This window comes from Natrinema versiforme JCM 10478 (assembly GCF_000337195.1).
GTDB classification, from domain to species: Archaea; Halobacteriota; Halobacteria; order Halobacteriales; family Natrialbaceae; genus Natrinema; species Natrinema versiforme.
The window spans coordinates 52,023-72,947 of the sequence record NZ_AOID01000044.1 but is presented as its reverse complement, the minus strand read 5'-3'; the positions used below and the strand labels follow the sequence as shown (position 1 = coordinate 72,947).

Sequence of the window (20,925 nt, the reverse complement as noted above, 5' to 3'; positions counted from 1 at the left end):
TCACTCGTAGACTGCGTCTGGGTCGAACACTTGCTCGCCGACGTTCTCGCCGTCGATCGTCCGGTAGAAACACGACCGGTGGCCGGTGTGACACGCGCCGCCCTCCTGGTCGACCAGATAGAGGAGGGTATCGGCGTCGCAGTCCGCCCGGACCTCTTCGACGGCTTGAACGTGACCGCTCGTCGCGCCCTTCTCCCAGAGCTCGTCTCGACTTCGGGAGTAGTAGTGCGCTCTCCCGGTCTCGCGCGTCCGCTCGAGGGCCTCCGGCGAGACGTACGCGAGCATCAGTACCTCGCCGGTGTCGGCGTCCTGTGCCACGGCGGGGACGAGTCCGTCCTCGCCGAAGTCGACCGAAACGTCGTCGTCCATACTCGCGATATCGGTCGGCCGAGCGATAGGTCTTTTGCCGTGGATGGCTCGGGGCATCGCTGCTCGAGAACGGCGGAATCGAAACGCCGAAGCGGTGTTAGCGGCCGTTCCAACTCCAGTGGCCGACGGCGACCAGCGCGACCGCGAACAGCACCAATCCGAGCGTGATGGCGACTGTCGACGCCGCTGCAATAAGTCCCGGAGCCAGCATGAGTCCGATCACCAGCAGCAGCAATCCGAAGATCGAGACGAGGGAGAGTCCGATCCCCTCTCGAATGCCCCACCTCGTCTCCGCGGCGTCCTCGAGGGCGCTTTCGGTCGGCTGCTGTACGTGATCGCGGTACGGTGCTGTCATGGTGTTTCGCCTCTCCAGTAGAGAGGCTCTCGACGGGTATAAAGCGCGCTCACGAACGGAGTGACTGTCCGGTCGGTGAGACGGGTTCGAGAGCAGCGAGACACCGCGTTGGATCGAGACGAAAAAAATCGCTCCGTCGGTCGGTTCGGGGTCTCGAGACCGATCAGGCCTGGCCGTTCAGCGTGATGTCGCTGACGCCGATGACGCGTTCGTCGTTTTCGAGTTCCGCCTTGGCCGCGTCGGGGACCTCGCTGTCGACGTTGTAGACGGTGAGCGCTTCGCCGCCGATGGTCTCGCGGGCGTTGAACATGCCGGCGATGTTGACGCCGTGGTTGCCCATGACCGAGCCGATGAGGCCGATGACGCCGGGTTCGTCGGTGTTTCGCGTGACGACCATCCGGCCGTGGGGGATGGCGTCGACACGGTAGCCGTCGATGCGGACGATGCGCGGGTCGTCGCCCGCGAAGAGGGTCCCGTCGACCGAGACCTCGTCGTCGTCGTTGCTGACGGTCACCGAGATCAAGCTCTGGAAGTCCTCGGCCTGTCGCGTCTTGGATTCGGTGACGTCGACGCCCCGATCCTCGGCGATCTGGGGCGCGTTGACGGCGTTGACCTGCCACTCGAGGGGTTCGAAGACGCCCTTGAGCGCGCTCGCGGTGACGAACTCGACGTCCTCCTCGGCGATGTCGCCCTCGTAGGTGACCTCGACCGTCTCGATGCGGCCCTCGAGCAGTTGGGCGGCGACCTTGCCGGCGGTTTCGGCGAGGTCGATGTAGGGCTCGACACGGGGGAACGCGCTCTCGTCGATCGAGGGCGCGTTGAGCGCGTTCGCGACCGGCTCGCCGACGAGCGCGGCGTTGACCTGCTCGGCGGTGGAGGTGGCGACGTTCTCCTGTGCGGCCTCCGTCGACGCCCCGAGGTGGGGCGTGACGATGATGTCGTCGTGCTCGAGCAGCGGCGAGTCCGCGGCGAGGGGTTCCTCGGCGAAGACGTCGAGCGCCGCGCCGGCGAGGGTGCCGTCCTCGACTTTCGCCGCGAGGGCGTCCTCGTCGACGACGCCGCCGCGGGCGCAGTTGATCAGGTAGCCGTTGCCCAGCAGATCGAGTTCGTCCTCGCCGATCAGCCCCTCCGTTTCGGGGGTCAGCGGCGTGTGAACGGTCACGAAGTCGGCGGCCTCGAGACACGGTTCGAACTCGACGAGTTCGGCACCGATGCGCTCGGCGCGCTCCTCGCTGATGTAGGGGTCGTAGGCGACGATGTCCATGCCCAGCGAGTCGAGTTTCTTCGCGACCTCTTGGCCGACGCGGCCGAGGCCGACGACGCCCAGCGTCTTGCCGTCGAGTTCGGCACCGAGGTAGTCGCTTTTCGCCCACTCGCCGTTCTTCAGGCGGATGTGTGCCTGCGGGATCGAGCGCGCGGCCGCGAACGTCATCGCGACGGTGTGTTCGGCCGCCGCGCGAACGTTCCCCTCGGGAGCGTTGGCGACGATGACGCCGTTGTCCTTCGCGGCGTCGATGTCGATGTTGTCGACGCCGATCCCCGCTCGGCCGACGATGACCAGATCGTCGGCGGCTTCGAGGACCTCCTCGGTGACCTCCGTTCCGGAGCGAACGATCATGCCGTTCGCGTCGGCGACCGCCTCGAGGAGGTCGTCGCCCTCGAGTTCGTAGCCCGTCTCGACCTTGTGGCCGGCGTCTCTGAGTACGTCCAGACCCGCATCAGCGATGGGATCCGTGACGAGAACCTTCATGCGCGAGACAACCGTGTGGAGCATGTAAACCCTTCCGTTGTGATCTGGGCTGGCAAAAAGCACCGCTGTCTCGCGACACGGCATGACAGTGCTCCCACTGATCGGGAATTACTTGGGAAGATTATGTGTCGAGGCCACCTCGTCTCGAGTATGTACGATCGCATCCTGTTACCGACCGACGCCGAAGCGGGAACGGAACTCGCAACCGAACACGCCGTCGCCGTCGCGGAACACGCCGGGGCGGAACTGCACCTGCTGTACGTCGTCGACAGCGATGTCTACGACGCCTACAGCGGCGACGAGTACGTCCACGAGTTCGAGGGGCTCGAGGCCGCCCTCGAGCAGATCGGTGAGGACGCCCTCGGCGCGGCCGCCGAGGCGGCCCGGGAGGCGGGACTCGACCCGACGACGGTCGTCAGGCGCGGCAGGCCACACGAAGAGATCCTCGCCTACGCCGACGAGGCGGACGTCGACCTGGTCGTCATGGGGTCGACGGAACGGCCCGGCGACTACCGCCAGTTGCTGGGGAGCGTCACCGACCGCGTCGCCCGTCTCGCTTCCCGACCGGTGACGATCGTCAAGACGCCGGTCGAGGACGGCGAGTAGCGCGCGGTCACTGTGCGCGTGGCAGCCGAACGATAACGCAGTTGCCCCCCTCGTCGGGCCGGGGCTCGTAGTCGAGATAGCCGCCGTAGTCGTCGACGATCAGGCTGGCGAGCCACAGTCCCAGCCCGTTTCCGTGTCTGACTTGCGTGACCTGTTCGTCGTTGAAGATTCCGGCCCGTTCGGACGCGGGGATGCCGGGGCCGGTATCGCGAATCCGAACGGCGACGGTTCCGTCGCCCGCCTCGACGACGGCGATTTCGACGACCGGCTCGGCGGCGTCGGCGTGGACGATCGCGTTCTCGATGAGTTCCTCAAGCACGATCGTGAATCGCTCGTCCCCGACGACGACCGCGTCCGCGGTCTCGGTGATCGCGATCGTACTCGCGGGGTATCGGTCGCGGAGGTCGGCGACGACCGCTTCGAGGGCGTCGCGGACATCGACCGGCCGCTGCGGGCGTTCGTCCTCGAGGGCGGCGTCGGCGAGTTCCTTCGCCGACTCGTTGAGTTCGATCAGCGACGCGGCCGCGGCCGCGATTTCGGCCGCGTTCTCGCGGTGGCCCCCGTCCTCGAGTTCCGCGACAAGCGTCTCCGCGAACCCGCTGATGACGTTGAGTTCGTTCCGAAGGTTGTGCCGGAGCAACCGGTGGAGGACCCGCAGGTGCTGTTCCCGGAGTTTGAGTGCCGTGACGTCTCGGCCCTCGACGACGAGCAGCTGGACCGCCCCCTGCTGATCGGTGATCGGGCGAACGGAGAAATCGATGACGGCCGTCCGGTCGTCGCCCTGAATACGGAGCTCGCCGCGGAACAGCTCTCCATCGCCGGCGCGTTCGACGGCCTCGAGGGCGGTCTCGCGGGCGTCCTCGTCAAGCTGGAACCAGTAGGTATCCCAGACCGGTTCCCCGATAACCTCGTCGCGCTCGACCCCGGCGAAGGAAAGGGCCGTCCGGTTGACCTCGAGGACGGTGCCGTTGGACTCGAGGAGGCCGGTGAACTGGTAGGTGTTATCGAACACGGCCTCGAAGCGGCGCTGTCGGGCCTTCCGGGCGGAGATGTCGCGAAAGAGGCCGGTAAACAGCCGGTGGCCCTCGTGGGTGTGTTCCCGCAGGCTCACCAGCACGGGCACTTCGTGGCCGTCCTTGTGGAGTGCGGGGAGTTCGATCCCGTCCCAATCGATGTGTTTCTCGCCGGTCCGGAGATACTTCTCGAGGCCGGCGGCGTGGGCGGGCTGGAGCCGCTCGGGGATCAGCGTCATCTTCGAGGAGCCGATGAGGTCCGCGGGGCTGTAGCCGAGGATCTCCTCGATCGCGGGGTTGGCGAAGACGATCGTACTCTCCTCGTCGATGGTCAGCAACCCCTCCGAGGTGTTGGCGACCAACTGCCGGAAGAACTCGCCTTCCTCGAAGGGAAACAGCGGCGACTCGAGATCGTCGGTCGAACCCGACCGCTCGCGCTGCCGGTCGCCGTCGGTCACGCGAGGGAAACAGTACGCTGAACGTATATAGACATCGGCTACTGGGATCGTAGCCCGACTCGAGCGGGGTGTCCGTTACCGAGTCGTCCCAGCCAGCCGCGGCACGGCGGCGACGGCGGCCCCGACCGCGACGAACGCGACTGTAGTCGTTCCGATGGTTACGACCGTCCCGAGGTCGGTCGCGGCGGCGATCGTGGGCGCGTCAGCGGTTGCTGCCTCACCGTCGGGCGTCCACTCGGCGATCGTCGTGAGGCCAGTCAGCAGGACGACGTAGCTCGCGACCAGCGTTCCGACCGCGAGGCCGGCCGCCCGGCGCGTCTCGAGCCGGACGTAGCGGACGAGCAGGTAGCCGGCAACCGCCAGCACGACGGCCGGAACCAGTCCTGTCACGGACGGGACGAACCCCATCCGGAGCGTGAGGAACTCGTCGATCGGTTCGCCGTCCTGCAGGATCCGCACGCCGTGGTTCGCCGATGCGGATAGACTCGTCATGACGATGGCACCCGGCCCGCCGTCGCTGCCACCGTACCCACCCATCGCGGTGAACCCGGAGACGAGTTGATAGAACGCAGCAACCATGACCGTGAACGCGCTCGTGCCGGCGACGGCCCCTCCTTTCCACGGAGCGACGTCGATCGTCGCCCGTCCGCTCTCGTCCGGTTCCGGCGGCTCATCGTGGGCATTGGGATCGCTGTCGGCCGGCTCCTCGTCCTCGAGACTTGGTCCCTTGTCGTACTCGAACCGTCGATCTGTCGACATGTGCGGGCCATTGCGGGCGGCTCGATAATACGTTTCGGTTCGATCGGGTCTGAAAGAACTGCGGCGTTCCCGACGGGAAACCTGAACTGGTTTATCCGGGGACCGTCAACCGGCGATCGATGACAGTCGTCGCTTTCGACTTCGACGGGACGCTTTCGGACTCCGAGATGACGGTCCTGCTCGGCGACCGCCGCGGCGTCGCCGCCGACATGGACGAGATCACCGAGCGCGCGATGAACGACGAGATCGAGTACGCCGAGAGCCTGCGCAAACGTGCGGCCCTGCTCGAGGGGTTGCCCGAGGCCGAGGCCGAAGCGGCCTTCGACGAGGTCGTTCTCCGGGAGGGGGCGGCCGACCTCATCGCGGAACTGAACGACGCCGGCGTCACCACCGCCATCCTTACGGGCGGGTTCGAGCGCGGCGTCGCGGCCGCATTGGAGCGCGAGGGCGTCTCCGTCGATCACATCGTCTCGAACCGCCTGCCGATGAAAGCCAGCGAACTCACGGGTGCGGTCGAGGGCCCGCTGATCGAGGGCACCAAAGACGACGCGCTCGCGGACCTCGCCGCCGATGTCGGCGTCGACCTCGCGGACACCGTCGCGGTCGGCGACGGCGCGAACGACCTGCCGATGCTCGAGGTCGCCGGGCTGGCGATCGGCTTCGAGCCGAAGCCGGCGGTCGAACCCCACTGTGACATCGTCGTCACGTCGATGGCCGAAGCCCGCGAGACGCTGGTCGACGACGGCGTCCTCGCCGATCGCTGAGCCGTCGGTAACACGCACGATTTATCGTCCGTAACCGGCTGTTTCCACTTTGTCTCTCTTGCTCGATGCTGGCCAGCCGGTCCCTTCTCTCCGTTCTCGTCGCTCGAGCCGAACCGTCAATTTTCGGCGACTCTCAGGCCTAATAACCCATTTCTCCACCGAGAGGGTTTTAACTCACAGTCGAGTAAGTGGTTTTGATGATGTGGCAAGACTTCGTCTTCATGCTCGGAAGCGGCCTTTCGATCGTCTTTCTCGCGCCGACGCTGCGCGACTCGAGCGCGCGGGTCCCGCTGGGCACGAGCCTGCCGTCGATGGGGATCGGGTTCGTCTACAGTGTGACCTTCTTTACCCTCGGGATGACGTTCTCCGCCGCGGGCGCGTTCGCTGCCGGATCGATGTGGTCGATGATCGCCCTGTTCCGGTCGCCCCAAGGCGTTTCGATGAAGCTGTTCGCCCGCGAAAACCTCGCGCTGTTCGTCTCCGACGTACAGTACTGGCTCGCCCGCCGACGGTCGGACGGGTCCCCCGCTGAACAGTACGTCTCGGTCGATCGAGCTCCCTCGCAGGCTCACGGTCAGGGTAACGGCAGTTGAAACCGCCTTCTCAGGCCTTCCTGCCGGTTCCGGATCGCAATCCGTTCGGTTCCAGACTGCTCTTTCGTCCTCGTGGACCCGTCTCCGTGGCGCGACCGTCCTCGACAGCCGACCGATTCGGCTCACTGCCAGCAATATGAGATCCTCTGAGAGAGCGCTCATCTCGGTCGATTCGGTGATGAAAACAGTGAACGGCCAACGCGCCCTACTGCGAGTGGAACGCTATCGGTCGTTGATTTTCGCGACTGCGGTGTCGATGACTGCTTCTCCCTGCGTGATGAGCGATCCGACGATCGCGAAGGCAGTGGGGAAGATGATTCCAGCGAAGAGGATCGCATCAGTAGTCGAAGCCCCGAAATCGACGTTGGAAATGACATCTCCCTCGTCGTTGAGGAACTGACCGCCCTCGAGCGTTCCGACGTTATCGATGATCTGTCCCACGAGCACCTCGTCGCCATAGCTGTGGGTCATCAGGAACGCAGCGATAGCGGCGAATACCAGATACGGCGGCACGATCGTCAGGCCCGCTTTGACTGCGTCGACCGGGCTGTCAGCGTCCGTATACCGTGCGACTCCGTATCCGGCGACCATCAGCGATCCGACCGTAACGGTGAACAGAACCGTCGTGGCGAGAGCGAACGGTGTGTTGCTCAGGGCCGCGACGTTGTTCGGTGCAGCACTGAGTGTGGCGACTTCGCCGCTGGCTTCGAACCCGACACCGAAGGCCGCAAGGTAACTCCAGCCGGCAGCGACCCACGAACTCACGAGATCGGTGACGACCGTCGTATCACCGTCGGCGTAGGTGATCGGTGCCGCCTGCGCAGACGCGGCAACCGTCAAATACAGGTGTGTCAGGTATGTGATGAGCACCCCGATAACTCCGAACACTGCCCCTTCCTTGACCGGCAGTTCGGACCCGTCGTCGAGCGCCCCCTGTCGCTGTGCCTGCGACCGCTGTTGTTGTCCTGCCGGTTCCTCGTCGTAATCCAGTTGCTTCCCGTCTGACATCACTGAAACATCAAACAGCGAGATATTATATCTTTCGGCACTATTCTTCGCGAATCGCAGCTACCGACCCTGAAACACCGTTCAGAACCGTCTGCAGACCTGTCTACTATCTATACTTATAGCCGATGCTAACGGGTTACTTCGAAAAGAGGCTCGTGTGGACCGGGGCGAACTCCCCCGAGTCGTCGGTCTCAGGTTCAGTATCAGTGATCGCGCGGCCGGCGAGTCCCGTCTCGAGCAGGTCCGTGACCGGCGGCCCGACCTTCTCGGGTTCGACGAGGAACGCGTCGTGGCCGTGGTCGGACTCGACGACGTGGTGGGCGACGTCGACCGCGGCCTCGCGGCAGGCCTCGGCCAGCGCCTCGGCCTGTTCGGTCGTGAAGTGCCAGTCGCCGGTAAAGGAGAGCACGAGGAGTTCCCCCTCGAAGGCAGCCAGCGCGTCGGCGTCTCCCTCGTAGCCCGCCGAGAGGTCGAAGTCGTCCATCGCGCGGGTCATGTAGAGGTAGCTGTTCGCGTCGAACCGGTCGACGAACTTGTCGGCCTGATAGTCCAGATAGGACTCGACCTCCCGGTAGGGGAAGAAGGCGGCCGCGGGGTCCGGCGGCTCCTCGCGAACGGCCTCCCGTCCCGCGGAGCGGCGGCCGAACTTGCGGCCCATCGAGGCCTTCGAGAGGTACATGATGTGTCCGATCTGGCGCGCTCGAGCCAGTCCCTCCTCGGGTCCGGGGCCGTCGTAGTAGTGGCCGCCGTTCCAGTTCGGATCGCCCGTGATCGCCCGCCGGGCGACGGTGTCGAGCGCGAGACATTGGGCATCGAGCCGAGCGGCGCTGGCGACCGCGGCGGCGCGGTCGACGTCGTCGGGGAACCGCCGCAGCCAATCGAGGACGTTCATGCCGCCGACGCTGCCGCCGACGACGGCGTGGAGTCGCCCGACGCCGAGTTCGTCCAGCAGTTTCCGCTGGGCGCGGGTCCAGTCGCCGACCGTGACCGGCGGGAAGTCGGTGCCGTAGGGCTCGCCCGTCTCGGGGTTCTCGCTCGAGGGGCCGGTCGTTCCGTAACACGATCCCGGCGCGTTCGCACAGATGACGTAGTATTCCGTCGTGTCGATCGCCTTCCCGGGGCCGACGACATCGCCCCACCACGCGCGGGCCTGTCCCGCGGTCTCGCCGCCCGCGTCCGGCCGGCGGGCGACGTGGGCGCTGCCGGTCAGCGCGTGACAGACCAACACCGCGTTGTCGCCGGTGAACTCGCCGTAGGTCTCGTAGGCCACCTCGAGGGTCGGGATCGACTCTCCCGAAAGGAACTGGAACTCGCCCAGATCGGTCGTGTTCCTCGTCGTCACGGCTGCTCACCCTCGTCCCGACAGGCCCGTGTCGCCGCCGCGATCGCCTGCTCGAGGTCGGCCAGAATGTCCTCGGGGTCCTCGATCCCGACCGACATCCGGATCAGGTCCTCGGTGACGCCGGCCTCCTCGCGCTCTTCGGGCGAGAGCTGGCCGTGGGTGGTGCTCGCCGGATGGATCACGAGCGTCTTCGCGTCGCCGATGTTCGCGAGGAACTGGGCGACTTCGACGTTCTCGCAGAAGGCCTTACCCGCCTCGAATCCCTCCTCAAGGCCGAACGCGACCATCCCGCCGTAGTCCTCGAGATATCGCGTGGCGTTGTCGTGAGTCGGGTGATCCGCGAGCCCGGGGTGCGTGACCCAGGCCACGTCCTCGTGGTCGTCGAGATACTCCGCGACGATGGCGGCGTTCTCGCAGTGCTTTTCGACGCGAAGGGGCATCGATTCCAGTCCCTGCAGCGTCTGCCACGCGTCGAACGGCGACTGCTGGTTGCCGAGACTGCGCAGCGACCGGTACCGCGCGGTGGCGGCGAAGGGCGCGTCGGGGAAGTCCCGCGAGAAGTCGACATCGTGGTAGGCGTGATTCTGTCCGGCGATTTCGTCGTAGCCGTGCTCGCCCCACGGGAACGACCCGCCGTCGACGAGGACGCCGCCGACGGTCGTCCCGGAGCCGTGGAGCCACTTGGTCGTCGACTCCCAGACCACGTCGGCCCCGTGCTCGAGCGGCCGGCAGAGGGCCGGCGTCGCGAAGGTGTTGTCCACCACGAGCGGGACGCCGTTGTCGTGGGCGATCTCGGCCACCCGCTCGAAGTCCGGGGTCACGAGCGAGGGGTTGCCGATCGTCTCGATGTGGACGAAGGCGGTGTCCTCGTCGATCGCCTCCTCGTAGGCGTCGTACTCGAGCGTGGGGACGAACGTCGGCTCGATGTCCCGTCGAGTTGCGGTCTTCGAGAAGTAGGCCGTCGTCCCGCCGTAGGTGTCCGTCGAGCAGACCACGTTGTCGCCCGCCTCGGCGAGGATCAGGACCGCGGAGTCCAGCGCGGCCATGCCGCTGCCCGTCGCGACCGCGCCCGCGCCGCCCTCGAGGTCGGCGAGGCGGTCCTCGAGCATCGTCACGGTCGGGTTGGCGATCCGAGAATAGATGTAGCCGTCGTCCTCGAGGGCGTAGCGGTCGGCGGCCGTATCGGCGTCCTCGAAGACGTAGGAGGTCGTCTGGTAGAGCGCCGGTGCCATCGCGCCGGTCTCCGGATCGGGGGACTGGCCGGCGTGGACGCTGCGCGTTCCGAGGCCGCGCTCGTCCCGCTCGCCGTCCGTATCGTGCCCGTCGCTCGCGTCGTCGCTCATGTTTAGTATGCATACTACTCCACGTTCATATGCACCGCAGTAACGGCAAAAACCGCAGACTAGAGAATCTCTTTCACGGAAACCAACACCCCGGGCGAGACGTTCCCGCGAGCGCTTCGCTTGCAGGCTCAAACGCTATTGCCGGCGGACGATGCCGTTCGCGTGTGCAGACAGTCTTCCACCTCATCGCCGACGACCCGGCACAGCGAGAGACCGCGCTCACGATCGCCGAGAACCTCACGAAAGACGACTCCGTCGAGATCGACGACATCGCCATCGTCGCACAGGCCGACGGCATCGAGCCGCTGACGGCCGGCGGCAACGGCAGCGACATGGTCGAATCGCTGCTCGAGACCGGCATCTCGGTCAAGGCCTGCGGGAACACGCTCGACCTGAAAGACCTCGCGGAATCGGACCTCGTCGAGGGCGTCGAGACCGTCCCGTCCGGCGGCGGCGAACTCACGCGCCTGCAGAGCGAGGGGTACGCCTACATTCGACCGTAGGTCCATCTCTGGTCAATCGATACACGATGGCGCGCTGTGGCCGGCCGAGCGAAAGCGAGGACGGCCGACATATTGCGCGAGGGATGAACGAACGACCAGCGGGAGTGAGTGAATCGGTTGGGGAGGGCGTGGCGATTGCCTGCTGCCACGATAGCAGACCACTCGTCTTCGTCGGAACCACTCCGGAAAACCCAGTCAGTCAATTTCACTCGTGCTCGAGCGACTCGAGCATCGTCCGGACGGCCTCGGATTCGGTCTCGACGCCGTGGACCTGTGGCGAGACGGCAACACAGATCACGAAATCGTCGCCGTGGGCGACGGGGTCGCTGACCTTCACGGAGACGTCGAGGGTGGTCCCGGCCGCAATCAGCCGCGCGCTCGCCTCGTACCGGGCGAGCGTCGTCTCGGTCCCGAGCACCGAAATCGGCTGCTCGTCGACGAACTCGACGTCCTCGAGTCGGTCGTACCGCTCCTGTATCATCGCGACGAGGTCGTCCGTCGAGTAGTCGCCGACGGGGTTGAACGTCTTTCCCAGTACGGACACCTGCGGCGTCGTGAGGACGGCGACGACCGCCGCTTGCACCCGAGTCAGTCCGATCGTCTCGAGTGCGATCGCCCGGTCGTACTCGGCGTACCAGTTTCGGGCCTCGATTGTGCGCTCGATGCCAACGCGGCTGACGGGCCGCTCGATGACGACCTCCTCGACGGTGTGTTCCTCGTACCCGGTCTCCTCGAGTGCCGCCCGCGGGACGGTCCCGACGGTCGACGAGAGCGAGTCCGCGGCGACCCCGGCACAGCCGGCGACGATCCCCGTCCCGGCGGTCACTCCCGCGGCGAGTAGCTGCCGACGCGTGACTGTCATCGATAGCCACAGGTCGCTGGCGACCGAAAACGCGTCGATTCCGCGCGTCTCCGTCCGCGGTACTGACAGTAGCAGTCACACCGGATCGAATCCGGGTGTCACTCGAGACGAACGAGTTCATACTCCCGCAGTCCCAAGGGCCGCTCGTGCACTCGAGTGACCGGGACCGGGTCGTCCTCGCCACCCTCGTCTTCGCGGTGTTGTTCTCGCAGGTGCTGCTCTATCCCGGCGTCGCGACGCTCGTGGACGCGCTGGGTGCCGACGCGGCCACGTCGGCGTTCGCGGCGACGCCGCTCGACGCGAGCATGTGGTTTCTGGTCGCCGAATTCGGCGCATACGTCGCGTTCGTCGGGGTCTGGGGCGTCGCGAGCGACGCGACCGGCCGGCGCACGCCGTTTATCGTCGTCGGCGCGCTGGCCGGCGCGGTCGGCTACGCCGTCCTCGCGGCCGCCCCGGCGCTCGGATCGATCCCCTTCGGCGGCGTGCTCCTCCTGCGCGTCTTCCAGGGGGCGATGACCATCGGCGCGTTCTCCCTGACGATGACCATGCTGATGGACCTCGAGGGGGGCCACGGCCGGAACATGGGCGCGGCGGGGATCGCTATCGGACTCGGCGCGGCGCTCGGCGCGCCGATCGGCGGCCAACTCACCGAACTCAACCCGCTCGCGCCGTTGCTCGTCGCCGCCGGCCTGCTGGTCTGTGTCGGGGCGCTCGTCTCGCTGGTCAGGGATCGCGCGGTCGACGATCGCCGGAGCGCTCGCGCCCTCGTCGACGGTATCCGCCGGCAGCCGACCCTCTCGATCCCGTACGCCTTCGGCTTCGTCGACCGGCTCACGGCCGGCTTTTTCGCCCTCGTGGGAACCCTCTACTTTCAGGAGACGTTCGGGCTCGATGCCGGAACGACCGGCCTCATGCTGGCGTGCTTTTTCGCCCCCTTCGCCCTGTTGCAGTATCCGATGGGTGCCCTCTCGGACCGGATCGGCCGTACTGTCCCGATCGTCGTCGGCTCGGTCTGTTACGGCGGCGGCATCCTCCTCGTCGGTGCCTCGCCGTCGGTTGCGACCGCTGCGATCGCGATGGCCGGCGTCGGCGTACTCGGCGCGCTCGTCGCCCCTGCGACCATGGCGCTGGTCACCGACCTCGCCGGCGAGAGCGAGCGCGGGATCGCCATGGCCGGGTTCAACGTCGCCGGCAGCCTCGGCTTCCTCGGCGGCTTCATCATCGGCGGCACCGTCGCCGGCACCTACGGCTACCACCTAGCGTTCCTCGTCGTCGGCGGCCTCGAGATCGCAATCGCCGTCGTCACGGTACCCCTCTTCCTGCGGCTCTCGCTCGAGCCGACCGAGCGGTTTCGGTCGGGCGACGGACGCGATACGTGACTAGAACTGACCAGTCCGGCAGCGGTGACGCTTCTATATTGTGGTGTGTATTCACATAACGTTGTATCGGGAGAAGGTATCAATTTTTATGTGCTCAGGCCCAACCTCCGGTGATGGCACGAGATAATCCGGTTTCGCGGCGGACAGCACTGAAGATCACCGGTGCGGCAGCGTCGACGGCACTCGTCGCTGGCTGTAGCAGCGGCGGTAACGGCAACGGTAACGGCAACGGCAACGGCAACGGCGAGAGCGAGGGGCCGTACTCGATCGAGTCCGGGACGACCATCGAACTCCGATCGCTGGCCCAGTCCTGGGAAGGCGTCGCGCCGTCCCAAATCGAAGGCGTGGAGAACCCTGATCTCAGCCTCACCGAGGGCGAGTCCTACACGATCGAGTGGGTAGAGAACGAGCAGGGTTCACACAACCTCGCGGTCTACGACGACAGCCAGTCGGCCGTCGCAGGACCGACCGACCAGGTCAGCGACAGCGAACCCGGCCTGACCGTCGACTTCGAGGCCTCGAGTGACACCGTCGAGTACGTCTGTGAGCCCCACTACGATGCCGGAATGACGGGCAACATCGAACTCGAATAACGGATTCTGCGCGACGATTCGCGCGGAACGGTCGACACTGTCCGACCGTTGCAGGTCCGACCGCTTTCTGCTGTTTTTCCTCCAGTGGGCTCCAATAGTCACTCGCAGCCGATGGCAGTCACTGACGGGGCCACTGCCGTCATCAACGGTCGTCCTTACAGCGTCGGGATGTGGGGTAGTATCGAGGTCCGGACCGATATGTTGACCGGGGCAGTCGATCAACCGGGCATCAAAAGTACCATACCGCCTCGTTCCGCAGTAGCCCGTATCAGGTGATTTCCGTGACCGAAAAACGCGAATACACGGGCGACTACCCCGATAAGACGCTGTATATCCCGGGTCCGACCGAGGTCCGAGAGGACGTTATCGAGGCGATGGCCGAGCCGATGTTCGGCCACCGCATGGACCGAATGACGGACCTCTATACGACCATCGTCGAAGACACGAAGGAGTTCCTCGGCACCGACAACGAGGTCGTCATTCTCACGGGATCGGGGACCGAGTTCTGGGAGGCGTCGACGCTCAACCTCGTCGACGAGAACATTCTCGTCCCGACCTGTGGCAGCTTCAGCGAGCGCCACGCCAACGTCGCCGAGCGACTGGGCAAGAACGTCGATCGACTCGAGTATGACTGGGGGCAGGCGATCAAACCCGAGGACATCCGCGAGGAACTCGAGTCGAGCGACAAACACTACGATGTCGTCGCGACCGTGATGAACGAGTCCTCGACGGGCGTGCGCAACCCGATCGAGGAGATCGGCGACCTCATCGCCGAGTATCCGGACACCTACTTCGTCGTCGACGCGGTCTCCTCGCTGGGCGGGGACGCCGTCGACATCGACGACCACAACATCGACGTGATCTTCGCCTCGAGCCAGAAGGCCTTCGCGATGCCCCCCGGACTCGCCGTCTGTGTCGTCAGCGATGACGCCTACGACCGCGAACTCGAGAAAGACTCCGCGTCGTGGTACGGCGGTTTCCAGCGCACGATCGATTACTACGACCGAAAGGGCCAGACCCACTCCACGCCGGCGATCCCGATCATGCTGGCCTACCGCAAACAGATGAAACACATGCTCGAGGAGGGCCACGAAGCGCGCGACCAGCGCCACCGTGAGATGGCCGAGTACACCCGCGAGTGGGCTCGCGAATACTTTGATATGTTCCCAGAGGAGGGGTACGAATCCCAAACGGTCAGTTGTATCGAGAACACGCAGGGGATCGATGTCGCCGCGACCATCGACGCCGTCAGCGAGGAGTACGACTTCGTCTTCTCGAACGGCTACGGCTCGCAACTCGGCGAGGAAACGTTCCGCATCGGCCACATGGGCGAACACGACCTCGAGTCGATCAAGGAGCTGACCGACGCCATCGAAGACATCGCCGGACTGTAGGGGGCTCTCCAGTCGGTCGAACCAGTCGGACCGGGCGTTTCTCGTTAGTTACCCGCAGTTTTCCTTTCGGCTACGAAACCAGCCCCAAGAGCCACTCGACGAAGCCCACAACGAGGTCGACGACCCGCTCGAATAGCGACCGGAGCCCGCTGACGGGACCATCGCTCCAATCCGAGCCCTCGGTCGCACGGTCATCGCCGAGGGCCGCTCGAGCGTTCACGAGTCCGTCGCCTTCCGCGCAGGTGCCGAGCACTGTCTCCGCCGTCTCGCCGAGGATTGCGCGGACCGGGTCGGTCGGTCCCGGGCCGTCCTCCTCGCGCGTCTCCCAGACGAGCGCCGCGACGCCGGTGACGAACGGGGTGGCGACGCTCGTACCGCTGGCCTCGGCGTACTCGTTGTCGACGGTGCTCGAGGTGACGTTCGTTCCCGGTGCCAGCAGGTCGACGGCCGAGCCGACGCTGCTGTAGGACGCCAGTCGGTCGCCCTCGTCCATCGCGGTCACCGCGACGACGTTCTCGTGGGTCGCCGGGTAGGTCATCGTCTCCGCGGCACACGAGTCGCTGCCGTCGTTGCCTTCGTTCCCGGCCGCACAGAGCAGGAGGTGGCCGTCCGAGTGCGCGGCGTCGATCGCCCTGCCGAGTGTGGCACTCTCGGTCTTGCCACCGAGGCTCATCGAGATGATCTCCACGTCGTTCGACATGCACCAGTCGATGCCGGCGATCAGTTCGCTGTACCGGCCGGACCCGTCGTCGCCGAGTACCTTCACCGCGTACAGATTCGCGTTCGGGGCGACGCCCACGACGCCGCGGTCGTTGTCGTCAGCGCCGGCGACCCCGGCGACGTGGGTCCCGTGGCCGTGGCGGTCCTCGTAGTCGCCCGCCGTCCCGTCGGCGGTGAAGTTCCGCCCGCCAGCGACCGAGAGACTGCAGTGGGCCGACTGGATCCCCGTGTCGAGAATCCCCACGTCGACGCCCGTTCCGTCCGGTTCGACGGCATCGGCACCGATCCGTTCGACGCCCCACGACGCTCGTTGATCTGGATGGGTCGCACAATTCGACCCGCCGGGTGGATCGAAGAGGTTCGGCAGCGACGGCGACCAGTCCGACGGAATTCCCGTCTCGTGGTCGTCTTCGACCGACGCCACGCGGCGATCGCGACGCAGTTCGTCCAGCCCGGTCGAGGGCACCCTCGCGACGACGAACTCGAAGTTATCGAACTCGAGGACCGTCGTCCCGCCGATGGCCTCGATCACGTCGAGGAGTTCGCCGAGGTCGTCGAGCACGCCCGCCTTCGGATGGATGAACACCCGCTCGGTGTCGGTCCCGAGACCGTCTTCCGCTGCCGACGCCGGCATCCCGACCAGCCCGGCCGCAGCGCCGGCCCCGATCCCACCGAGTACTCGCCGCCGGCTGAGTTTCATGCGCGGGTGGATGAACAAGGGCGAGATAAGTCTTCTGTGTCGACTGACAGTCAGCCGATGGGATAGATCGCGCCTTCTCGAGCAGTATCGGTGCCGGCGATGGTGAATAGTATCGGACAGGAGAGCTACCCCACTCGTATCGTCGGCGAGTGAGTGGTGCGCGGTTCGGAACGAGCGGAGCGAGTGAGAACCGCGAGAATGCGAACGGGGAGCGTAGCGACCCGTGAGTGGTTCGAAGAACCCGAACGACGCCGTTCACCGCGAGCGCCACAGCGCTCGCGGGCCGACGACTGATGTGAGTGACTGAAAGGAACGAACGGAAGGAGGAATGCTTTTGATCGAAATTTTACCGAGAGCGCGGCAGCGCCGCGCTCGCAGAGTAAAATTTCGCAGCGCAAAACTTCGGTCTACGGAATATGGCCCTCGTCGCGCAACTGGTCGGCTTCGCTCTTCTCGTAGCGCCACGTGATGTCGGCTTTCTCGTCTTGCCAGTCCCAGGGTTCGACGAGGACGACGTCGTCTTCGCGGATCCAGATGCGTTTTTGCATCTTGCCGGGGATGCGAGCAGTGCGCTCTGTCCCGTCGGCACAGCGTACTTTGACCCGATTCGCTCCGAGCATGTTCGTGACGGTCGCGAAGACCTCGTCGTCCTCGGGCATCCGGAGGTTCTTCCGACCACCCTCACCGTCGTCGCTCATGGCCGTGGCTTCGGAGTCGAGCGGTTTAACCCTTTACTGATTCGATCGGCGGAATCGCGCCCGCTGTGGCCGGCTGTGACCGCGGTGAGACCCCGAAACCACGCCGCTTATTTCGCTCGGCTCTGGAATCCTGCGTATGTTGAAAAACCTCGGCGCGCTCGGTATCGCCGGCATCGTAATCTTGCTCGCCGGTATCGCCCTTATCGCGTATGTGAACCTGCTGATCGCGGCAGGTATGGCACTCATCGTCGCCGGCCTCGGGCTAGTTGTCAAATCCCTCATCTCGGGGATGCTCCAGAGTTTCGGCATGTTTTGAGTTCTTTCCGGGAGATCGAGACACTGCGGCTCGAGCGTTCTGCGCCTGCAGCTCGTCGGTGTCGTATGGAATACGTCTCTCAGTACTCTGATCTCGTGTTGATCGCGATCCCCTCGAGTCTGGGGACCGGAGCCGTAACCGGCGCTATACTTCGTTGTCGCCGGCGCGGTGTTCGCTGATGACCTGATCGACCATCGCGGCTTTGCGGTCCCGTTTTCTGTCCTCGGCGCGCTCGTGCCAGTCGTCGATGGCCGCCTCGACGTCGTCCTCGCGGGCGACGGCGAGTTCGTCGACCTCCTGCATGGCCACGTCGTCCGCGGGGCCGACCGGAATCTCGCTCTCGAAGAGGATCTCGTCGGCGATTTCGGAGAGCCCGCCGTCTTTGAGGACGACGCGGGGATCGAACCCCGCGAGCAGTTCGGCCGTCGAGCGGCCCGCGCCGCTGGCGTCGCGGATGTAGACCACGTCGCCGCCCGCGATGCCGTACTGCTCGTCGGCCTCGCGGATCGCGCCCTTTGTGAACTTCTCAACGACCTTGACCGGGACCAGCCCCTCCTTCTCCGCGGAGACATCGCTGAAATTCGAGTGGTCGAGCTTCCAGAGAGCCTTCATGCGCTCGACCTTCTGCTCGAGCCCTTCGACCTCGTCGCGGGCCTCGTCGCGCTCGCGTTCGAGTCGGTTCGCCTTCCGCTCGAGGCGGCTCACCTCGCGGTCCTTGCGGACCTGCGTGCGTTCCTCGCGCCGGGCGAGCGAGAGTTCGGACTCGAGTTCGTCGATCCGGTCGTCGCGGTCCTCGACGCGGCCCTCGAGCCGTTCGACGTGTGACTGGAGGCGTTCGACCTGTCGCTCGAGGTCCTTGATCCGTTTTTCTTCCTCAGTCAGTTCGCGGGGCTCGTGGTCGGTCGACTCCTCGTCGCCACCGGTATCGTCGTCGTTCAGGTCGGTGAGGACGGCCTCGACGCTCTCCTCGTCGGCGACGACGCGGGCGGTGACCTCGCCGCGGTCGATCCCCGGCGGGAGTTTGTCGGCGATTCGGGCGAACTGGTCCTCGTGGGCGTCGAGGGCGTACAGCGCGGCGGCCATCGCATCGCGCTGGTGGTCGTTCTCGTAGGGGTGCTCGCGCGTGCGATGTTGTTTCTCGTCGACCGGGAGGTCGGTGTCTGGGGCCCAGCCCGCGGCGTCGAAGCTCCGCCGGAACTTCTCGACGGTTTCGGGCATCGGCGTCACGTCGGCCGCGACGATGACGGGGCGGCCGCGCTCGACGATCCACTCGATTACCTCGGCAGTGTCGCTGGTGCGGGAACTCCAGACATCCAAGACCTCGCCCTCGAGGCCGACGATGGCGACGGCGGTCGTCGTCCCGGGGTCGATCCCGACGATGACGTGATCGCGGCGCTTGACCAGCGGCCGGAACTCGATGCCGTCGCGGCGCTGGCGCTCGATTTCGACGCGGACGTCGCCCGATCGATTCCGAGAGACGGGGATGTCGCTCGGCCGGCCGTGGACGGTGAAGACGGCGTTCGCGAAGCCGCCGTATGCCTCCCGAACATTGCGCTCGTACTCGAGGTTGTGCTCCTCGAGTTCGGACTCGACCTCGCGGGCCCGTTTCCGGACCGAGCCGTGGATGCGGCGGGTGTAGCGGTCCTCGCTCCAGCCGCCGCTGCCGGTCGAGCGCCCGCGTGCGACCTTGACTTCGGTCGTGTCGGTAAAGGCCGAGACCTCGTGGCCGACGTTGTGGGCGGCCAGTCGGGCGGCGGCCTCGGCCTCCTGCATCGGGTCCTTTCCGTAGGGGATGTTGTGTCGCTTCGCGACGCGGGAGAGCGGCTCTGGCTGTTCGGCACCGGTGACTTGGACGAGCATGGTCCCGGCGGGTAGCGAGCCGAGGAAGTGGATGAGCTGGTCCTTGTCGGCGGCCAGCTCGTACATGTTGTCCGTCGCGATGATCGCCGGCTCCTCGTCGTCGATCAGTCGCCTGAGCTTTCGGTGGCTGACGACATCCCGTGTGACGTCTTCCCCGTCGTAGACGGCCAGTGCGTACGATGGCGCATCGCCGCGTACGTCACCGCTTTGGATGTCGACGCCGAAGACGACTGCATCGAGCGCACTCGTTCGCGTACTCACAGGGGGCCATAGGAACGAGACGGCTATAAATCCGACGCGGGTTCGCACGCCGCTCGAATCGCGGACCGCCGGCGCTCGAGCGCGATCGCGATCGCAACGACGGTGACTCGTCGATCACCGCTCGTCGCCGTCCGGATACGGGATCTCGAGGTACTGCCCGTCTTGGGGGACGAACGCGTCGTCGGCATCGCCCGCGAAGACCTCGCGAGCCTGCCGTTCGTGGTCCTCGGTGTGCCCGGCGTAGCGCGAGGAGAGGTGCATCAGCGCGAGCCGGTCCGCGCCGGCTCGGTTCGCGATTTCGGCAGCCTGGCGGGCCGTCGAGTGGGCGGTGTCGGTCGCCCGGTTGGCCATGTCGTCGGCGAAGGTGGCGTCGTGGATCAGCAGGTCCGGTTCGTCGGCGGCATCGATCGTCGCCTCGGCGGGGCGGGTGTCGCCGGTATAGACGATCGACCGGCCCGGACGGGGGTCACCGACGACCTGTTCGGGGTCGACGACGGTGCCGTCCTCGAGTTCGACGGATTCGCCCTCGTGGAGCCTCGAGAACTTCGGTCCGACCGGCACGCCTAATTCCTCGGCGCGCTCGCGGTCGAATCGGCCCTTGCGGTCGTCCTCGACGAGCGCGTAGCCGACCGAGCGGGTGTCGTGGTCGGTTTCGAACGTGCGGACCTCGTACTCCTCGGCGCGGTAGGCGACGTCGCCGTCGCCGACCTCACTGATCCGCACCGGAAACGAGGGGCGGTTTCCGAGGGCGTTGACCAGCGATTTGAGCTGCTGGCGCGTGCCGTGGGGGGTGTGGATCGCCAGCGGCTCCTCGCGGTCGTTGAACGCCATCGTCTGGAGCAGCCCCGGAACCCCGAGGACGTGGTCGCCGTGGAGGTGCGTGACGAACAGGTGCGAGACGGAAAACCCGGTCCCGAATCGCATCATCTGACGCTGGGTTCCCTCGCCGGCGTCGAACAGCAACCCCTCGCCCTCGCGGGCGACGAAGACGCTGCTCGGATTCCGCTCGGTCGTCGGAATCGCCCCGGCCGTCCCCAGAAACGTCACGCGCAGTGCCATCGGTAGCCCTTCGGCGGGCCGCGACTAAACCGGCTTCGGATCGCTCGAGCCCGAATTCACGGTCCGGCACCGACCCCAGTCCGTGGGAATCGTCGCTGTCGGCGTCCGAGTCGGTCGTTGGGTTCGAGTTCCTGTCCGTTCGGTTCGACCGACGAACCGATTGTGTGAACTGTGGTACGTGGCGACTATTCACGCAAACCGTCCCGGAACGATCTACCGA

The 20,925-nt window shown here is 66.0% G+C and carries 21 protein-coding genes; 8 read left to right on the top strand and 13 right to left on the bottom strand.

Annotated elements, in window-relative coordinates; genetic code table 11:
- The 3 genes from hisI to serA form a co-directional block, all read right to left on the bottom strand.
- A complete protein-coding gene (gene hisI, locus C489_RS13965; protein ID WP_006431950.1) occupies positions 1-369 on the bottom strand; it encodes a phosphoribosyl-AMP cyclohydrolase in 369 nt (122 codons plus the stop codon).
- 97 nt (positions 370-466) lie between these two features.
- Positions 467-724, bottom strand: a complete 258-nt coding sequence (locus C489_RS13960; protein WP_006431949.1) for a hypothetical protein — start codon at positions 722-724, stop codon at positions 467-469.
- Between the two features lie 163 nt (positions 725-887).
- Positions 888-2,474 carry a phosphoglycerate dehydrogenase gene (gene serA / locus C489_RS13955; RefSeq protein WP_006431948.1) on the bottom strand — a complete coding sequence of 529 codons (1,587 nt, stop codon included), beginning with the start codon at positions 2,472-2,474 and terminating at the stop codon, positions 888-890.
- Between the two features lie 150 nt (positions 2,475-2,624).
- On the opposite strand from serA, the gene C489_RS13950 reads away from it, so the two are divergent.
- Complete coding sequence (locus C489_RS13950) at positions 2,625-3,080, top strand: universal stress protein (RefSeq protein ID WP_006431947.1); 456 nt, start codon at positions 2,625-2,627, stop codon at positions 3,078-3,080.
- Between the two features lie 7 nt (positions 3,081-3,087).
- Here C489_RS13950 and C489_RS13945 read toward each other — a convergent pair whose 3' ends face one another.
- A complete protein-coding gene (locus C489_RS13945; RefSeq protein WP_006431946.1) occupies positions 3,088-4,551 on the bottom strand; it encodes a PAS domain S-box protein in 1,464 nt (487 codons plus the stop codon).
- 75 nt (positions 4,552-4,626) lie between these two features.
- Positions 4,627-5,310 carry a hypothetical protein gene (locus C489_RS13940; RefSeq protein ID WP_006431945.1) on the bottom strand — a complete coding sequence of 228 codons (684 nt, stop codon included), beginning with the start codon at positions 5,308-5,310 and terminating at the stop codon, positions 4,627-4,629.
- A gap of 119 nt (positions 5,311-5,429) precedes the next feature.
- Between C489_RS13940 and serB the strand changes: the two genes are divergently transcribed.
- Positions 5,430-6,074 (top strand): phosphoserine phosphatase SerB, encoded by a 645-nt coding sequence (gene serB / locus C489_RS13935; RefSeq protein WP_006431944.1) that lies wholly within the window; start codon positions 5,430-5,432, stop codon positions 6,072-6,074.
- A 197-nt stretch (positions 6,075-6,271) separates the two neighbouring features.
- Positions 6,272-6,667 carry a hypothetical protein gene (locus C489_RS13930; protein WP_006431943.1) on the top strand — a complete coding sequence of 132 codons (396 nt, stop codon included), beginning with the start codon at positions 6,272-6,274 and terminating at the stop codon, positions 6,665-6,667.
- 222 nt (positions 6,668-6,889) lie between these two features.
- Here the strand turns inward: C489_RS13930 and C489_RS13925 are convergent, their stop codons facing one another.
- The 3 genes from C489_RS13925 to C489_RS13915 form a co-directional block, all read right to left on the bottom strand.
- Positions 6,890-7,675 (bottom strand): hypothetical protein, encoded by a 786-nt coding sequence (locus C489_RS13925; protein ID WP_006431942.1) that lies wholly within the window; start codon positions 7,673-7,675, stop codon positions 6,890-6,892.
- Between the two features lie 136 nt (positions 7,676-7,811).
- Positions 7,812-9,017, bottom strand: a complete 1,206-nt coding sequence (gene metX / locus C489_RS13920; protein WP_006431941.1) for a homoserine O-acetyltransferase MetX — start codon at positions 9,015-9,017, stop codon at positions 7,812-7,814.
- Positions 9,014-10,360: an O-acetylhomoserine aminocarboxypropyltransferase/cysteine synthase family protein gene (locus C489_RS13915; RefSeq protein WP_006431940.1), complete on the bottom strand. Its 1,347-nt coding sequence runs from the start codon at positions 10,358-10,360 to the stop codon at positions 9,014-9,016. The genes metX and C489_RS13915 overlap by 4 nt, the downstream gene beginning before the upstream one ends.
- A 164-nt stretch (positions 10,361-10,524) precedes the next feature.
- Here C489_RS13915 and C489_RS13910 point away from each other — a divergent pair, with 164 nt between their 5' ends.
- Positions 10,525-10,863, top strand: coding sequence for a DsrE family protein (locus C489_RS13910; protein ID WP_006431939.1), 339 nt, complete (start codon positions 10,525-10,527; stop codon positions 10,861-10,863).
- Between the two features lie 205 nt (positions 10,864-11,068).
- Here C489_RS13910 and C489_RS13905 read toward each other — a convergent pair whose 3' ends face one another.
- Positions 11,069-11,725 carry a DUF6517 family protein gene (locus tag C489_RS13905; RefSeq protein ID WP_049890876.1) on the bottom strand — a complete coding sequence of 219 codons (657 nt, stop codon included), beginning with the start codon at positions 11,723-11,725 and terminating at the stop codon, positions 11,069-11,071.
- 146 nt (positions 11,726-11,871) lie between these two features.
- Here C489_RS13905 and C489_RS13900 point away from each other — a divergent pair, with 146 nt between their 5' ends.
- The 3 genes from C489_RS13900 (at position 11,872) to C489_RS13890 (ending at position 15,091) form a co-directional block, all read left to right on the top strand.
- Positions 11,872-13,104, top strand: coding sequence for an MFS transporter (locus C489_RS13900; protein WP_049890882.1), 1,233 nt, complete (start codon positions 11,872-11,874; stop codon positions 13,102-13,104).
- Positions 13,105-13,217: 113 nt separating this feature from the next.
- The gene (locus tag C489_RS13895; RefSeq protein WP_006431936.1) at positions 13,218-13,697 is read left to right on the top strand and encodes a plastocyanin/azurin family copper-binding protein; all 480 of its coding nucleotides are present in this window, start codon (positions 13,218-13,220) and stop codon (positions 13,695-13,697) included.
- 281 nt (positions 13,698-13,978) lie between these two features.
- Entirely contained in the window at positions 13,979-15,091 is a 1,113-nt protein-coding gene (locus C489_RS13890) for a pyridoxal-phosphate-dependent aminotransferase family protein (protein WP_006431935.1), read from the top strand.
- A gap of 70 nt (positions 15,092-15,161) precedes the next feature.
- Here C489_RS13890 and C489_RS13885 read toward each other — a convergent pair whose 3' ends face one another.
- Positions 15,162-16,511 (bottom strand): S8 family peptidase, encoded by a 1,350-nt coding sequence (locus tag C489_RS13885; RefSeq protein WP_006431934.1) that lies wholly within the window; start codon positions 16,509-16,511, stop codon positions 15,162-15,164.
- 407 nt (positions 16,512-16,918) lie between these two features.
- Entirely contained in the window at positions 16,919-17,209 is a 291-nt protein-coding gene (gene eif1A / locus C489_RS13880) for a translation initiation factor eIF-1A (protein ID WP_006431933.1), read from the bottom strand.
- Between the two features lie 136 nt (positions 17,210-17,345).
- On the opposite strand from eif1A, the gene C489_RS13875 reads away from it, so the two are divergent.
- A complete protein-coding gene (locus tag C489_RS13875; protein ID WP_006431932.1) occupies positions 17,346-17,525 on the top strand; it encodes a DUF7470 family protein in 180 nt (59 codons plus the stop codon).
- Positions 17,526-17,669: 144 nt separating this feature from the next.
- Here the strand turns inward: C489_RS13875 and C489_RS13870 are convergent, their stop codons facing one another.
- Together C489_RS13870 and rnz are read right to left on the bottom strand one after the other, a co-directional pair.
- The gene (locus tag C489_RS13870) at positions 17,670-19,646 is read right to left on the bottom strand and encodes a DUF460 domain-containing protein (RefSeq protein WP_006431931.1); all 1,977 of its coding nucleotides are present in this window, start codon (positions 19,644-19,646) and stop codon (positions 17,670-17,672) included.
- A 114-nt stretch (positions 19,647-19,760) separates the two neighbouring features.
- Positions 19,761-20,705 (bottom strand): ribonuclease Z, encoded by a 945-nt coding sequence (gene rnz, locus C489_RS13865; RefSeq protein WP_006431930.1) that lies wholly within the window; start codon positions 20,703-20,705, stop codon positions 19,761-19,763.
- Positions 20,706-20,925: the final 220 nt, after the last annotated feature.